Origin of the sequence: Aeromonas sp. S41-2 (assembly GCF_027705845.1) — a bacterium.
Taxonomy (GTDB): Bacteria; Pseudomonadota; Gammaproteobacteria; order Enterobacterales; family Aeromonadaceae; genus Aeromonas; species Aeromonas hydrophila.
Window position 1 is genome coordinate 264401 of record NZ_JAPDCG010000001.1, and the last position, 15767, is coordinate 280167.

The window sequence follows — 15767 nt, forward strand, 5'->3', positions numbered from 1 at the left end:
TGCTGAAGGGTTGCAGCTAACCCGTCTGCCCATGAATAACAAAGCCGCCTTGATGGGCGGCTTTTTCATGCGGTTGCCCGGTTATTGTTCGGGCAGGTTCAGATCCAGTTTGGCTTCCGGCTTGGCGCTTTCACTCTCGGCTTTCTGCGCCGCCATCGCTTTTTTCAGTGCTCGCCGCTTTTGCAGCAAGATGAAACCAACCCCGCCCAGCAAGACCAGCAGGATGCCGACCCCACCCAGCAACCAGATCAGCCAGCCGCTGCTCTGTTTTTCCTCGAATTTCACCTGGTTAGGCACTGCAGCCGAGGTTTCAGAAGCCGCAGAGGCCGCCGATGGCTCAGCCGCCAGCACCGGGAAGATATTGAACGATTTCACCGGTAGCGTGACCTGGATCTCGCGGCCCAGCCGGGTCGTGCCAAACAGGGTGGCGTTCACCTCATACTGGCCAACCTCCTTGATGGCAGAGAGATCCACTTCCACCCGGGGTTCAGTCGCCACCGCATTGAACGCCATGCTGGCTCCCACCGTATTGGTCGCCTTGCCCTCAATGACCACGGAGGCCGGATCCAGCTCATCGGCATCTATCAGGAAGGAGAGCTTGGCGCCAAACTCCTGCGAGGGAGGCGCCAGGGTATAGCTGACCGGCAACGGGTAGATCAGCACATCCTGATAGCGAGCGCGGGAGAACACCTGATTGCCCGTGCTATACATGGCCCGGTATTTTCCCGCAGCCACATCCAGCACCGCCTCGGCGGTCATGATGCCGTCACCCGGCACCTCGTCGAGCCCCTTGCCATCGTCACGATAGTGGCCGAGCACTTCGTCAACGATGGGCTCTCCCTCCTGCTTGGCGTCGTTGAAACGCTGCAATCGCACCGTCATGCCAAGGTCGGTCAGGTAATAACCGGCCTTGGGTGGTGCATCGTCGATCAGCAGCCAGGACTTGAGCTTGACCCTTTCCCCCTGATAGAGCTGGGTCGGCAGTTGATCGGTTTCCAGCCTGATGTTTGACAGCAGGCGCACCCGGTTGTCCGGGTCCACCTCGCCGATGGCCTGCCAGGGGCCTGGCATGGGATCACGGATGGTGATGAGATCCTGATCCTTGAGCGCCAGCCAGCCCACATCGGGGGGCGTCACCTTGCCCACATAGAGCTTGCTGCCGTCCGGACGCACCAGGATCACCGAGGGGGTGCCCGGCTTGCGCGTCACGATGAAGGTGATCTCTTTCACCCCGTAATCGATGCGAAAGCGATTGTCGAGCAGGGGAATGTCGGAGGGGGCAAACACCTCGTTGGCCGAGGCCGTCAGCGAGGCCAATAACAGCAGGCCGCTCCATAGCTTGCTCATTGCCGCCACAGGCAGGCTCCTCCTTTTTTCTGCACCAGATCCAGCCGCGCTTCGTGCACCGCCTCAATCTCGGCACTGGCACGGATCACCTTGAGCGGTGGGCGATTGCTCTCCAACCGGCGGATGCTGGTGTCCTGATTGCTCTCATTTTCACTGCTCTCGGTAGCCAGATTCAACTTGGTCTGGCCACCCGTCATCAGCAGGTAGACGTCCGCCAGGATCTCCGCATCGAGCAAAGCCCCGTGCAGGGTACGGTGCGAGTTGTCGATGCCGTAGCGATCGCACAGCACGTCGAGGTTGTTGCGCTTGCCCGGGAACAGGTCCCGCGCCATCGCCAGGGTATCCGTGATGCCGCAGATGTCGGCAGTCTTGAAATTGAGGCCGAGCTTGCCGAACTCATAGTCCATGAAGCTCACGTCAAACGGCGCGTTGTGGGCAATCAGCTCGGCACCGCGGATGAACTCGATGAACTCGTCGGCGATCTGGCTGAACGACGGCTTGTCACGCAGGAACTCGTCGGTGATGCCGTGAACCTGAATGGCCTCGGGGTCCACCAGCCGATCCGGCTTGATGTAGACGTGGAAGTGGTTACCGGTCAGCTTGCGGTTGATCACCTCCACACAGCCGATCTCGATGATGCGGTGTCCCAGATAGACGGGGCCACCGGCGGTGTTCATACCTGTGGTTTCAGTATCCAGAATGATCTGGCGATTCAGTTGGGGTGTGTTCATGATCCAATCTATGTCAAACTTCGGCTTTACCCGCTAGTTTACCCCAAGACTCATGCTAAAAAAGATCGATTTGTATACGGATGGTTCCTGTCTCGGCAACCCGGGCCCTGGCGGCTATGGTGCCGTCATGGTCTATGGCAAGCACCGCAAGGAGCTCGCCGCCGGTTTTCGCCTCACCACCAACAACCGGATGGAGCTGATGGCCGCCATCATGGGGCTGCGTACCCTGAACGAGCCCTGCCAGGTCAGACTCACCACCGACAGCCAGTATGTGCGCCAGGGGATCACCCAGTGGATCATCGGCTGGAAGAAGAAAGGATGGGTGACAGCCAGCCGTCAGCCGGTCAAGAACGTCGATCTCTGGCAGGCGCTGGATGCGGAAGTGGCGCGTCATCAGATCGAATGGCTCTGGGTCAAGGGGCACTCAGGTCACCCGGAAAACGAACGTTGCGACGAGCTGGCCCGCGAGGCCGCCAGCGGCAAGCAGCTGGCCGAGGATACCGGCTACCAGCCCTGATCCAAGGCTGCCTCACCCGTCAGGACCGCTCGCCAGCCAGGGCGCCCGAGACTGGCTACCAACCCTGACGCGCCATGCCCGGCGTCGCTATCGACTCGGGCAAGCGCCAGCGGCGGCGCACCGGCGTCAGGGGGAAGCGCCGTTTGCGCGCCGCTATCACGTAGACGGACGCAAACGGCCTGCAATAATCCCGCCCCACACTCTCCCGCCACCAGCCGATCCGGCTCTGCTTGCCCATGAACGAGTAGCCAAAGCGCTCGTCAAACATCACTTCACACCCGAGCAGCTGCAGCCAGTCGGTGACCCGCGCCGGAGTGAACATGCGGGCCGACCAGGGCAGATGTTGACGCAGGAAAGGCAGGCAGTGGCCGATGCCGACCAGGCTGAGCGGATTGTAGCCGCTGACGATGAGCCAGCCATCGTCGGTCAGTACCCGCTCCGCCTCGCGCAGAACCTGGTGGGGGTCTGGCGAAAAGTCGAGACAGTGGGCCAGCAGGCAGGCATCCACGCTGCCGGTGCGCACCGGCAAGGCCAGTGGATCGCCCTTGAGATCCAGCAATCTGCCGCTGGGGGCAACCCCTATCTGATGGCGAATGGAAGAGCAGCCGCAGGAGAGTTCGGCGCTCAGCGCCCCGACTTTAAGCAGATGATAACCAAACAGATGTGGGCACCAGCTGTCGAGCCGCTCCTGGATCTCGGCCGCTACCCAGTCCCCCATGGGCAGTGCCGACCAGCTGGTCGGGATCTCGATTTGTTGTTCGGTACGTGCCACCTGCATAATAGGGCTCAACTTGGGGTTCGAACGCCATCCAGTTATATAAGATACCCTCCATAAAGAGAAGCAGACTCATGTATCCAGTGATCACAGTTCCTGCCTTTAACGACAACTACATCTGGTTGATCCGACACGAAAATCACTGCCTGGTCGTCGACCCGGGCGATGCCGAACCCGTGCTGGAACGACTGGCCGCGCTGGACCTGCAGCTCGACGCGATTCTGCTGACCCATCACCACCACGATCATGTGGGAGGCGTCACCGCCCTGCTCGGCCACTTTCCCCACGCCAGACTCTATGGCCCCAAACTTGACCCCATGCCCGCTCATCACGGCCAATGGCTCGATGACGGGGATCAGATCAACTGGCATGGGCTGAGTCTTGAGGTGATCCATGTGCCCGGCCATACCCATGGCCACATCGCCTATTACGGCCATGGCATGCTGTTTTGTGGCGATACCCTCTTCAGTGCCGGTTGTGGCCGCCTGTTCGAAGGCACCCCGGCCCAGATGCACGCCTCACTGCAGCGGCTCGCCGCCCTGCCCGACGACACCCTCATTTATTGTGCCCATGAGTACACCCTCTCCAACCTGCGTTTCGCCTACGCGGTCGAGCCGGACAACCAGGCGATCCAGCAGCGGATCGGGCTGATCAGCAAGCTGCGCCAGCAGGGTCTGCCGAGTCTGCCATCACGGCTGGGGGATGAGCGGGAGTTCAACGTTTTTCTGCGATGCGAACAGGATTCCGTGAAATTTTCTGCTGAGAAACACGCCTTAAAATGCTTGGAAAATCCAGAGGATACCTTCACCGTGCTGCGATCCTGGAAGGACGTTTTTTGAACAAACCTTGATCAGGGGGCCATTGCCCCTTATGATGCGAGCTGTTTTTCCTAAAGATGACCTGAGCGAGATGAAGGTACGAACGGCCTTATTGGCGGCGCTGTTTCTCAGCGGCTGCCAAAACCTGAGCCATCAGGATGACCGGGCGCTAACGGCAATCGAGCCGATCAAGTCCCCCCAAGTCAACAAAAAAGCGTATAAAAAGCATTCGGCGCGCTTCCTGTTCGGAGACGAACAGATCGACGAACTGGATGACACCGATAACCTGTGGGTGCGTATCAGCGATGATATGCAGTTTGATCCGCAGGAGAACGACCGTGTCCGCCAGCAGCGTGATTGGTTGTTGCGCAATGATAAGCATCTGGCGACCATTGCCAGCCGGGCTGAGCCCTACCTGTATCTGATGGTAGAGGAAATCGAACGGCGTGAGCTGCCAATGGAGCTTATTACCATCCCCATGATCGAGAGCATGTTCGATCCCCACGCCCGTTCCCGCAGCAATGCGGTGGGTCTGTGGCAGTTCGTTCCTGCGACCGGCAAGAACTTCGGCCTGCGCCACGACAACTGGTACGACGGCCGCCGCGATGTACTGGCCTCCACCAATGCCGCGCTGGATTATCTGGAGTACCTAAACCGTTTCTTCGACGGCGACTGGCTGCAGACGCTGGCGGCTTACAATGCCGGTGAAGGACGGGTGCGCAACGCCATCACCCGCAATCAGAAGGCAGGCCGACCGACCGACTACTGGTCACTCGATCTGCCCCGCGAAACCCGGATGTATGTGCCCAAGATCCTGGCCATGGCCGACATGATCCGCAATGCGGACAAGTACAATGTCACCCTGCCGGTACTGGCCAACAAGCCTCAGCTGCGGGTGGTCAACACCGGCGGCCAGATCGATCTGAACGTGGCAGCCCAGCTGGCAGGCCTGCGTCCGGCTCAGCTGAAAGAGGTCAATCCGGCCCTGACTCGCTGGTCGACCTCACCCAAGGGGCCCTATCGCCTGCTGGTACCGGTCGAGTATGCCGATACCCTGGAGCTGGCCCTGGCCGATCTGCCCCAGAGCGAGCGCATCCGCACCCGCTCCTATCAGGTCACCAGCGGCGACACCCTCTCCCGCATCGCCCAGAATCATGGGGTGAGCGTGCAGCAGCTCAAGCTGGCCAACAACCTGAGTGGCAACCACCTGCGTCGTGGCCAGACCCTGATGATCCCGACCAGCGGCAGCAAGCCGGTGGTCAGTCAGAGCGCCCAGAGCAAGCCACAGCAGCTCGCCAGCCGCAGTGCCGGCAAGATCCAGTACAAGGTGCGTGCCGGTGACAATCTGTGGAGCATCAGCCAGGCGCACGGGGTCACCCATGACGAGCTGGCCAAGTGGAACGGTCTCAACGCCAAGTCGGCCTTGAAGCCGGGCATGAAGCTGGTGGTCTGGCCCAAGCAGGGCAAGAGCAGCAACAAGTCCATGGTCTATCAGGTGCGCCGCGGCGACTCCCTCTCCTCCATCGCCGCCCGTTTTCAGGTTGCCGTGATGGATGTGATGCGCTGGAATCAGCTGGGCAAGAGCGATTACCTCAAGCCGGGTCAGGAGCTGACCCTGTTCGTGAAGAACAACAGCTGATCGTTCATCGCTTCATAAAAAATACCCCGCCAAATGCGGGGTATTTTTTTATCTGGCACAGGCTACCCTGGTGGCCTGTAAGGATTCAGGGAGTGATGGCCTGAGCCGCAAAGCGGGCCATGATGGGGTTGTGATCCGAGGCATTGGTCGCCGGGCTGCTCACTTCCACTAGGTCCAGGTTGCGATAGTAGAGGTGATCGAGCGGTCGGCCGAAGGCGGTCCGGCGCAGATCCGGCACCGGGATCGCCTCCTGCAGCCCCAGTTCGCCCACCAGCTTGTTCAGCCAGAATTCGCGCTTGTCGCTCCAGGTGTTGAAATCCCCGGCCAGAATGACCGGGCCCTGATGGCGATGGATCAGGGCGGTCAGATCGTTGAGCTGCTCGCGAAAGGTCGCCATTCCCAGCTCGAAATTCACCGCATGCAGGTTCACCACCAGCACGCCGTCAGGATCCCCCTGCAAGGGGTAGAGGCTGACCAGACCGGATTTGGGGATGCGCAGCAGCGGCTCGGGGGAGCGCACGCCGCACACGAACGCCTGTGGCGTCTTGGCGACCGTCATCACGCCGAAGGAGACGCCGCCCTGAGTAAAGGCTTGCAATTGCTGCCACTGGAAATCTCCGGCCTTCAGCCATTCCAGCATGTCGGGGCGGGTCGCCGACTCCTGCAGCAGTACCAGATCCTGGGATTTGGCATACTCGTCCAGCCCCTCGCGCCAGTTTTTACGCTGACCCTTGTAGAGATTCCAGACGGTAATACCGAACTCGCGTGGCAAGGCGGTGGAGGCCAGCGCCACCAGCGGCGGCTTCTGGCAGTTGGCGCCGGGAATGATGCCCTGCGCCGTGACCAGGTGATCCTGATCCGGCACCTCGAAACAGCCGACCAGTCCCAACGTCAGCAGCGACGTACCCAGAATGCGATAACTATTTTTCATTGGCTAACAACCACCTGCCTCTGCATTGTGTCCTGACCATCACAAATGTCATCGCTGCCGACTAGGCTGATAGCTCGTGTCCGGCCCGGCTCATCCAGAAGGAATTCAACGATGGCGAGACAGCACCAGTACCGCGTGACATTTTATGATCAACAAGGAAATTGTCATCAAGTGGAGCTTTCCACCGTCTATCAGATCAGACGGGATCCCCAGTGCGATCTCTGCCTGTTCGACACCCAGCAGTGCGTCGGCTCGGAAGAGATGCTGGAACGCATGATACGGCAAAAAACCGGGTTTGAGCAGGAAATATCCATCATCAACGCCCGGCTTATCTGAGCCGGATCAGACCGGTACCGGACGGGATTTTCCCTGTTCGTCGATGGCGACATAGGTGAAGATCCCTTCGGTCACGCAGTAGCGCTGGGCCTCGTTTTCACGCAGCACCGGCTTGACCCACACCTCCAGCTTCAGCCGCATGGAGCTGCGACCGATCTTCAGGCAGCGCCCGTAGCAACACACCACGTCGCCCACCTTGACCGGGCTGTGAAAGGTCATGCCCTCGACGGATACGGTACAAATACGTCCTTTTGCCAGCTCCTTGGCCATGATGCCCCCACCTATATCCATCTGGGACATGATCCAGCCCCCGAAGATATCGCCATTGGGGTTGGTATCGGCTGGCATTGCCAGGGTTCTCAGCAACAGTTCCCCATCGGGGTGACGTCTTGTATCTACCATCTTTACCGCTCTCTCTGTATGGATGGCGGCATGATAGGGGGCGAGCCCCCCCTTGGCAAACCTCAATTGCCCGCCGCGCCGCACCATTGGAGCCACCTGTGCCCCACTCTATAGCACAGTGCGGAATGCTCAGTGACCCTGGGCCGCCAGCTCGGCAAACCAGTGCGCCGGATCGGGCCAGCGATAGACAAAACCGAGCTGCTCGCAGATGCGCAGCCCCTCTACGGGGACAAACTGGCCGGCCGGCTCGATGAAGACCGGGGCCGGCAGGCCCAGCTGGCGCGCGGCAAAGGGGTAGAACTGCTCCCGGCGCGGGTGCACCGGCGCACTCAGGTTGTAGGCATCGCCATCCTTTCCGTGCGCCAGCAACAGCTGACAGGCGGCTACCACGTCATCCAGGTGCACCAGGTTCACCGCCTGGCCGCCCCCCTCCAGGGTCTTGCCCGCCAGGAAGCGGCCGGGATGGCGCTGTGGCCCGTACAGCCCGGCCGGGCGCAGCACCATGGCACAGGGAATGCCGGCCCCCATCGCCGCCTGCTCGGCGGCCAGCATTCGCATCCCGCGCTCGTGGGCAGGCATGGGTTGTTCATCCTCCCCCTGCCCCGGCGCCCAGACCGAGGTGGCACTCACGAACAGCAGCCGCTGCACGCCGGCGGCCTGCGCCAGTTTGGCCACCCGCCCGATGGCGGCCGGGTAATCCTCGACCTTGCTCGGCGGCACGCAGATCACCAGCTCGCGGCAGCGAAACGGCAGGGCGGTCAGCTCGGTGCCCAGGTGCAGTGGCCAGGCCTGCAACCCCTCCGCGTTCAGCTGCGCGGCTTTCTGGGCCGAGCTGACCGTCACCGCCACCTCGCGGCCCTCGGCCTGCAGCGCCCGGGCCAGCGGCAACCCCAGCCAGCCAGCGCCCACGATCCCCGTCTGGTATTCACTCTCTGTTGTCATGACAAAATCCTGGCAAAAAAAAACGGCCATCCATGATGACCGTCGAAAGTAACGAAGGAAATAGCTGGATTAACCAGTTACCTCCCACAGCGGGAAAATCGGGAGCACAGGCTCCTAATTCGTGGGGCCTATGCTAGTGGCAGGCAGTCCAAAAAGCTTTGAAGCGGATCACAGTTGAAAAGGATTTCTGAAAACGCTTTCAATTTTTCCGCAAAATAGGGAAGCAACATTGGCCCATTCAGGGCCAATGTCGGCTACTCAGGCGACGGATTCCCGTCTGACCAGCTCGGCCTCGAACTTGAGCTCCAGCCCCTCGGCCGGCTTGTGATCCAGCAGGCTCAGCGCCAGCTCGGCAGCCCGGCCGCCCATCTCCTCGATGGGGTAGCGCACCGTGGTGAGCTTGGGATAGATGTAGCGGGCATAGGGAATGTCATCGAAGCCCACCACCGAGATCTGCTGCGGGATCTTGTATCCCCGCTCCAGCAGACAGGAGATGGCCCCCGCCACCATGGCGTCGTTGAAACCGAGCACGGCGGTAAACTCAACCCCCCGATCCAGCAGCTCGCCCATCGCCACGTAACCGCCGTTCTCGTCGGCAAAGGCGCGGCCGATGAGGGCAGGATCAAGAGCGATGCCGGCCCGCTGCAGGGCGTGATGATACCCCGCCATCCGCTGCTGGCCATCGACGAACTCTTCATCGTCCGAGGTGACGAAGGCAATCTTGCGATGGCCCGCATCCAGCAGGTGCTGGCAGGCGGTGGTGATGCCGGCCTGGTTGTCCAGCCAGACGCAGCGATCTTCGGCACCCGGCACCTGGCGGTTGATGAAGACCACCGGGGTGCTGCCCGCCACCAGCTCGCTCAGCTCCTCGTCGGGCAGCGCCTTGCTGTGCAGGATCAGCGCATCGCACTGGCGCTGCAGCAGCGCCTGAATGGCGTGACGCTCGCGTACCTCGTCGTGATTGCCGGACATGACGATGGTGAACTTGTCCGCCTTGTCCACCACGCTCTCGATGCCGCGCATCATCTGGGCGAAGAAGGGGCCACCACACAGATCCCCCACCAGCACACCGATGCAGTTGGAGCGCTTGCTGACCAGCGCCTGGGCAAAGCTGTTGGGACGAAAATTGAGTTCCTTCATGGCCGCCATGACGGCCTCACGCTTTTCTGGTGCCACCTGCGCCGTGTTGTTGATGACTCGCGACACAGTTGAAATGGACACATTAGCCAACCGGGAAACGTCTTTAATCGTTGCCACTATCAATTCCTTTGTTGGGGGAGCCTGTCTGTGTTGAACGGGCGATTATAACGAACCTGCCAGACCAAGAGATGGCGCCCGATCACCTGGCAGGTTTCCTTTTGTAACAAAACCTTATGGGATAATAACCATTTTGGGGAGGGAATGGGAATCCGGCTGCCGCCAGGGCGGCAGCCGTCTCAATAAGCGTGACTCAGCTCGCGCTCGGACATGAAGCGCAGCGGCTGCTGCAGCTTGTGCTGATAGATGAGATCGAACGACAGCACGTTCTGCACATAGTTGCGCGTCTCCTTGTAGGGGATGCTCTCGACCCAGACATCCATCGGCTTGTCCGCACTCTGATCGCGCCAGCGTTTGACCCGGCCGGGGCCGGCATTGTAGGCCGCCGCCGCCAGGATCCGGTTGCCGTCGTACACATCCAGCAGCCGCTTGAGATAGGCGCTGCCAAGGCGGATGTTCATGGCAGGATCAAACAACTGCTGTTCGTTGCGATAGGGCACCCCCAGCTTGCTGGCCGTCTCCTTGGCGGTGGTCGGCATCAGCTGCATCAGTCCCCTCGCCCCGACCGGCGACTGTGCCAGCGGGTAGAGCGCACTCTCCTGACGGGAAATGGCGTAGAGCAGGCTGGTGTTCATGGTCCGCTCCTGCGCCATCTGGGAGAAGGTGTGCTTGAGCGGCAGCGGGAAGCGCAAATCGAGGGCATCCCAGGCCTCGGCCCGGATGCTGGCCAGAATGGCCAGTTCATGCCAGCCCTGGTTGAGGGCGATGTGGCCGAACTCGAGGCGCTGGGCCACCGGATTGCGGTCCATGTTGTGGATCCACTCCGCCCGCGCCACCGTGATCTCGTTCATGTCGAGCAACTCACGCACCCGCAGCAGGAAGGGCCAGCGGCTGCTGGCGGTGCGCCAGTCCGGCACCTTCTTCGCCACGCTCTGATTCTTCATCCGATAGGGCACGCCGCTGCGCTGCGCTGCCATGAAGCCATAGAAGCCACGCAGATTGGCGGTCTCCAGATAGAGATCCCGCGCCGGTTTCTGCTGACCCTGTACCTCCAGCGAGCGCGCCAGCCAGTAGCGCCAGCGATCCTCCTTCTGCAGGGCCATGGGCATCCGCTTGACCCAGCCGGAGAGCCCTTTCCAGTCCTGCTCCCAGATGGCGAGCCGGGCCCGCAGCTCCAGCAGATCCGGGTCGGCCTGGCGCACCACGGTCGCATCCAGCCAGTTGCGCTGGGCGGTTGAGCGATCCAGCAGCAGCCGTCTGGCCACCGCCCGTTCCACCGGCTTGAGTTCGGCGGTGCTCAGCGCAAAACGCGAGCGCAGATAGCCGAGCTGTCCCAGCACAGCTTCCGGCTGCTGGTTGGCATAGCGGGCCAGCCCCAGCAACAGCAACTTTTTGGAGGGCGCGGCGGTAGTGAAATAGGCCGTGTTCATCGCCTTGGCGGGCTGCTCGAACAGGGTAATCATCTGATCCCCGTACGCCTTCATGCCGCTGCCAAGCTGAGCGCCGAGGTGGCGGATAAGGTTCGGGTTCTCCGCCTCGAAGGCCAAGGTCATGCGGGTCCAGATCTTCTCCTGGGTGCGCAAACCAGCCTGTTGCCAGAGCTGGAACAGGGGATCGCAGGCATCGGGGCGGGACTGGCCGCTCAGCCAGAGCTTGCCCGCCTCCTGCAGTGCCTGGCTCTGCTGGCCGGTGTAGTAGCGCGCCTGATAGTGCATGCAGAGCAGATCGGTGGAGTTCGGCTTGGCCGGATAGAAGCGCAGGAACTGGGACCACTGCTGGCTCTGGGCCAGATAGGTGAGGTAGCTGCGCTCCAGCCGGTTGGATTGGGGGGTGTCACCGTGCTCGCGGATGAAGCGGGTCACGTCGTCATACTCCGCCGCCCCGGGCCGAAAGGCCAGCTGGTAGTAATCGAGATAGGGCAGCAGCGGATAATGGGTCAAACGGGCGCGAATTTGCTGAAAACGGGCCTGATCGTCGGCCCGCACCGCGTCATAAGCCTGGCGATAGAGAGATTGTTCCAGAGTCTGCGCCGCAACCTGCGTCAGCAGCCCCGGCACGCACAGCGCCGATAAAATGATTCCCTGCACGGCTTTCACGAGAGACGTCTCCATTGAGAGGCAATGCCACCGCCCGTTGGCGGTGGTGTCATATTCCCTCATTCTACCCGTTAACCCGAGGGGCTACAGCTCGCCGGCGAGACTATTTTTACCCCCGGCCAGCGGGCTTTCGCTGCGGGCAAGGCGCTGCACGTAGCGCTCCAGATAGGGCACCGGCAGCGGCTTGGAAGCCAGGTAGCCCTGGTAGAAGTGGCAGCCCTGGGCCTGCAGAAACTCCAGCTGCTGGCGCGATTCCACCCCTTCCGCCGTCACGTTGAAGCCCATGTGGCGCGCCATGGCGATCACCGCCTCGACGATGGCCATGTTGTCGCCATCGCGCGGGATATCCTGGATGAAGGAGCGATCGATCTTGAGCTCGTCCGCCGGCAACCGCTTGAGGTAGCTCAGGGAGGAGTAACCGGCGCCGAAGTCATCGATGGCAAAGCTGATGCCGAGTGCCTTGAGCTCGCTCATCTTGCTGATGGTGTCTTCCGCATGCCCCAGCACCACAGACTCGGTGATCTCCAGATTCAGGCTGGCGGGATCCATACCGGTGGAGGCCAGCACATCGTGGATCCGGTCGACGAAATCGGTGGCGTGAAACTGCTTGGCACTGACGTTGACCGACAGCTGCGGGATGTGAATGCCGTTCTCCTCCCAGCGCACGTACTGGGCGCAGGCCTCGTACAATACCCAGTTGCCGATGTCGACGATAAGGTCCGTCTCCTCGGCGATGGGGATGAACTCGGCGGGCGACACCAGAGCCCGGCCTGGCGGCTGCCAGCGGATCAGCGCCTCGACGCCGATGATGTCCCCCCCCTCCACCATGTGCTGGGGCTGGTAGTAGAGGGTCAGCTCCTGCTGGTTAAGGGCGCTGCGCAGCTCGTTGTGGATGAGCAGCCGGCGATCCGCCTGCAGCTGCATGGAGGCATCGAAGAAGCGCCGGGTCTTGCGACCGGCCGACTTGGCCTGATACATGGCGGTGTCCGCCTGCTTGAGCAGATCGTCCACCCCCTGCTCCCGGCCGGGGAAGAGGGTGATGCCGACGCTGGCGCCGATGTGCAGCACCTGGCCAGCATGGTTGTAGGGAGCCGCAATCTCGCTGATGAGCCGCTCGGCGATGAGGTCGGCCTGCATCTCCGCCTGGGGCGGGCTCGCCGAGAGCGAGGGTAGCAGCAGCACGAACTCGTCGCCGCCGAGCCGTGCCAGACAATCCCCCTGGCGTACCAGCCGCTTGAGCCGGCTGGCGACCTCCTTGAGCAGCCAGTCGCCGGTGGCGTGGCCGAGGGAGTCGTTGATGGTCTTGAAGTGATCCAGATCGATGAACAGCAGGGCGCCGATCAGATAGTCGCGACTCGCCTCACCAAAGGCGTGGGCCAGGGTTTCGTGCAGCTGGCGGCGGTTGGGCAGGCCGGTCAGCTCGTCGTAATAGGCGAGATCCTGGATGCGTCGCTCGGCCTCCTTGCGCTCGGAGATATCCTCGAAGCAGATGACGAAGTGGCTGATCTCCCCCCTGTCATCCTGCACCGGAGTGACTATTTCCCACTGCGGATAGGGGTAGCCGTCTGCGTGCAGTCGTTGGGTCTCCCCCTGCCAGCGGCTCAGGGTGCCGAGCTCGTAGCCAAGTCCCCCCAGCCCGCACCAGAGATCGTTGCCCAGATGCAGGCCGATCACCCGCTGGCTGTCAAAGCCGGTGATCTGGCTGAAGGCGTGGTTGACCCGCAAAATCTTGAAATCGGGGTCGGTGATGATGATCCCTTCATGGGTTTCAAACGCCACGGCAGACAGGCGCAGCTGGGCATCGCTCTGCAGCCGCTCCAGCTCCGCCACCATGCGCATGGAGAAGGTGGTCAGCACCGAGCCCAAATTGGGGATCGCGCTCTGATCGGAGAAAAGCAGCGCCAGGTGGCCCAGGATCTGGCCGTTGCGATCACACAGCGGCAGACCGTAGTAGCCTTGCCCCCCTTTGAAACCGGTACAGCAGGGCCGCTCGTTCGCCAGGGGAATGACGCAGGCCTCCCCCGCCAGATAGACCTGCTGGCAGGGCATACCGTCGAGTTCGTACTCCTTGAGGTCGATGCCATGGCAGGCCAGCACCTTGAGTCGTCCGCTGCCGGTACGCTCCGCCAGCCAGACCGCGTCCGCCACCAGGATGTGGGCGAGCTGATTGACCAGGGTATTGAAGAAATCGAGCCCGGTCCGGGCAGAGAGCGCCTGCGCCAGCTGGGTCAACAAGGAGTCTTGCAGCAGCGGCAGTTGCTGGGAGAGGTCGGCAGGCAGCTGGGTACTGCGGGTGGTGTCGAGCGGCGCAATCCAGCCGCAGCACATCTGCTGGGCCGGCACGTACTGGCCGCTCCAGAGCACATGGCGCACCTCGCCGCCCTCCTCGCAGAGGTGACCGATGAACTGGGCCGGTTGCTGTGAGTGGTAAAGTCTGGCGAGAAAGTCGGCAAAGCCGGCCTCGTCATCTGCCGCCAATTGCCCGAACCAGGGGTGAGCCCCCTCTCCTTGCCAGAGCTGGTAGGAGGCATGATCGGACAGACTCCACTGGGCGTGTTGCCGATCATAAAACCACATCATCTGAGTGGCCTGCTGTTTCATGTACTACTCCAACACCACAACAACCACGTTCAAGTCCCTGACGACTTGGCGGCGCCCACATTCACAGCGCGCACGTCGGCAAGGGCGGTGCGGGGAGAAAGTGCAAAAGATGCGAGACTAAGCGGTGAAAACCGGACATGAGGTCGACATGCGGCGCTGCCACGAAGGGACAGAAACGATCCAAGTTTCTCCATACTGCCTGCCAGTTTCGTGGAGCTCAAGCGCTTTTTGGTACAGAACGGGAAAAGATCACAATTTATTCCTCCCCTCGGAAGCAAGGCCACAGTTCGTGACGCAGATCACATTTTAATGTTCAGCCATGAGTAATCTGAAGGTGAAGACACAAGCAAGACGACCCGAAGGGGGCCAATATGAAAATCGAAATTACCAGCAAAATCATCGACATCACCCCGGCTATCCGCGAGCGCATTGAATCCCGTTTTGACAAGCTCGAGCGTCTTCAGGTGCCTCTTATCACACCCCATGTGATTGTCTCCAAAGAGCGTCTGATGTTCATCGTTGAAGCCACTGCTGGCATCCCCAACGGCAAGCTGTTTGCCCAGGCAGAACATGAGGACTTGTACGCCGCCATCACCGAACTGGGGCAAAAGCTGGAACGCCAGCTCAACCGCCACACCGAAAAACCCATCGCCCGTCGCGCCGCAGCGGCTGGCAAGGAAGTGCCGCAAGAGGATGAAGCCGACGCCTAAACTGCACCACGGCACAGCCAACAACGACAAAGGCGGGATCTCCCCGCCTTTTTGCTGCCCGAATGCCGGCGCTTGCCGCCTTCAGCAACCACTGAGCCAGTGCAGCCTGGCATCCACTCCCGCCTTGAGCGTATCGAGGATCGGCAGTATCAGCAGGGGATCGTCGCGTCTGGGCTGATCCGCCAGCTTGCCCTGCCAGCGCTCCCGTCCAAGCGGCGAGAGGTTGTCATACACGGCAGGCTCCAGCGCAGGCGGGGCGCCGAGCAGCGGCGGTGAGCGCAGCGCCAGCCAGAGCCGCACATCCACCATGGAGCCTCCCTGTTGCAGCCGCTCGTTGAGCAAAGCGGCCTCTTCATCATTTGCACTGCCCTGCAAGGGCGTGGCTGGCGGCAGCTCAAAGCGGCTGCGCCAGACCCGGCTCTCAGCCTTTGCTGGCTGCCTGGGGTCGAACCAGGGCTGCTCTTCCACCGCATCGGTCAGCAGGGCCAGATGCAGGCGAAAGTCAGCCCTGTCTCCGTGCTGGAGATCCTGGTTGAGACGTTGCCCCAGCTGGGCCTCGTCCACCAGCCACTGCTCACGAATGGCGCTGGGTAGCATGAGATAACTCTTGGAAACGGTGGTTTCATCCTTTATCGGCCGCAAATCCGATCCTTTAAGCAGGAAAA

15 protein-coding genes are annotated in these 15767 nt (G+C 61.5%); 5 read left to right on the forward strand and 10 right to left on the reverse strand.

The annotated features are described in order from the left end of the window. Positions 1–81: 81 nt before the first annotated feature. Both OKC44_RS01215 and dnaQ read right to left on the reverse strand, forming a co-directional pair. Complete coding sequence (locus OKC44_RS01215; RefSeq protein WP_065478297.1) at positions 82–1347, reverse strand: TIGR03503 family protein; 1266 nt, start codon at positions 1345–1347, stop codon at positions 82–84. Next, positions 1344–2078 carry a DNA polymerase III subunit epsilon gene (dnaQ, locus tag OKC44_RS01220; RefSeq protein WP_011705465.1) on the reverse strand — a complete coding sequence of 245 codons (735 nt, stop codon included), beginning with the start codon at positions 2076–2078 and terminating at the stop codon, positions 1344–1346. The genes OKC44_RS01215 and dnaQ overlap by 4 nt, the downstream gene beginning before the upstream one ends. 52 nt (positions 2079–2130) lie before the next feature. Between dnaQ and rnhA the strand changes: the two genes are divergently transcribed. Next, entirely contained in the window at positions 2131–2595 is a 465-nt protein-coding gene (rnhA, locus tag OKC44_RS01225) for a ribonuclease HI (RefSeq protein WP_017409841.1), read from the forward strand. A 55-nt stretch (positions 2596–2650) separates the two neighbouring features. On the opposite strand, the gene OKC44_RS01230 is transcribed toward rnhA, so the two are convergent. Then, entirely contained in the window at positions 2651–3373 is a 723-nt protein-coding gene (locus OKC44_RS01230; RefSeq protein ID WP_016350242.1) for a class I SAM-dependent methyltransferase, read from the reverse strand. A gap of 71 nt (positions 3374–3444) precedes the next feature. On the opposite strand from OKC44_RS01230, the gene gloB reads away from it, so the two are divergent. Beyond that, complete coding sequence (gloB, locus tag OKC44_RS01235; protein WP_017409839.1) at positions 3445–4209, forward strand: hydroxyacylglutathione hydrolase; 765 nt, start codon at positions 3445–3447, stop codon at positions 4207–4209. Positions 4210–4279: 70 nt separating this feature from the next. Further along, positions 4280–5827, forward strand: a complete 1548-nt coding sequence (locus tag OKC44_RS01240) for a LysM peptidoglycan-binding domain-containing protein (protein WP_011705461.1) — start codon at positions 4280–4282, stop codon at positions 5825–5827. An 85-nt stretch (positions 5828–5912) separates the two neighbouring features. Here the strand turns inward: OKC44_RS01240 and OKC44_RS01245 are convergent, their stop codons facing one another. After that, positions 5913–6758 carry an endonuclease/exonuclease/phosphatase family protein gene (locus OKC44_RS01245; RefSeq protein ID WP_270810569.1) on the reverse strand — a complete coding sequence of 282 codons (846 nt, stop codon included), beginning with the start codon at positions 6756–6758 and terminating at the stop codon, positions 5913–5915. Between the two features lie 111 nt (positions 6759–6869). On the opposite strand from OKC44_RS01245, the gene OKC44_RS01250 reads away from it, so the two are divergent. Beyond that, a complete protein-coding gene (locus OKC44_RS01250) occupies positions 6870–7094 on the forward strand; it encodes a hypothetical protein (protein ID WP_005299261.1) in 225 nt (74 codons plus the stop codon). A gap of 6 nt (positions 7095–7100) precedes the next feature. On the opposite strand, the gene yciA is transcribed toward OKC44_RS01250, so the two are convergent. From yciA to OKC44_RS01275, 5 genes are all read right to left on the reverse strand, one after another. Continuing rightward, positions 7101–7496, reverse strand: a complete 396-nt coding sequence (gene yciA, locus OKC44_RS01255) for an acyl-CoA thioester hydrolase YciA (RefSeq protein ID WP_005299258.1) — start codon at positions 7494–7496, stop codon at positions 7101–7103. A gap of 129 nt (positions 7497–7625) precedes the next feature. Beyond that, positions 7626–8438, reverse strand: coding sequence for an NAD-dependent epimerase/dehydratase family protein (locus OKC44_RS01260; RefSeq protein WP_270810570.1), 813 nt, complete (start codon positions 8436–8438; stop codon positions 7626–7628). A 258-nt stretch (positions 8439–8696) separates the two neighbouring features. Beyond that, entirely contained in the window at positions 8697–9695 is a 999-nt protein-coding gene (locus tag OKC44_RS01265; protein ID WP_024943788.1) for a LacI family DNA-binding transcriptional regulator, read from the reverse strand. Positions 9696–9874: 179 nt separating this feature from the next. Next, a complete protein-coding gene (locus OKC44_RS01270; RefSeq protein WP_270810571.1) occupies positions 9875–11791 on the reverse strand; it encodes a transglycosylase SLT domain-containing protein in 1917 nt (638 codons plus the stop codon). Positions 11792–11875: 84 nt separating this feature from the next. Next, positions 11876–14392 (reverse strand): putative bifunctional diguanylate cyclase/phosphodiesterase, encoded by a 2517-nt coding sequence (locus OKC44_RS01275; RefSeq protein ID WP_270810572.1) that lies wholly within the window; start codon positions 14390–14392, stop codon positions 11876–11878. A 371-nt stretch (positions 14393–14763) separates the two neighbouring features. On the opposite strand from OKC44_RS01275, the gene hpf reads away from it, so the two are divergent. Beyond that, positions 14764–15102, forward strand: coding sequence for a ribosome hibernation-promoting factor, HPF/YfiA family (gene hpf / locus OKC44_RS01280; RefSeq protein WP_011705453.1), 339 nt, complete (start codon positions 14764–14766; stop codon positions 15100–15102). An 81-nt stretch (positions 15103–15183) separates the two neighbouring features. Here the strand turns inward: hpf and OKC44_RS01285 are convergent, their stop codons facing one another. Further along, positions 15184–15699 (reverse strand): VC2046/SO_2500 family protein, encoded by a 516-nt coding sequence (locus OKC44_RS01285; protein ID WP_270810573.1) that lies wholly within the window; start codon positions 15697–15699, stop codon positions 15184–15186. Positions 15700–15767: the final 68 nt, after the last annotated feature.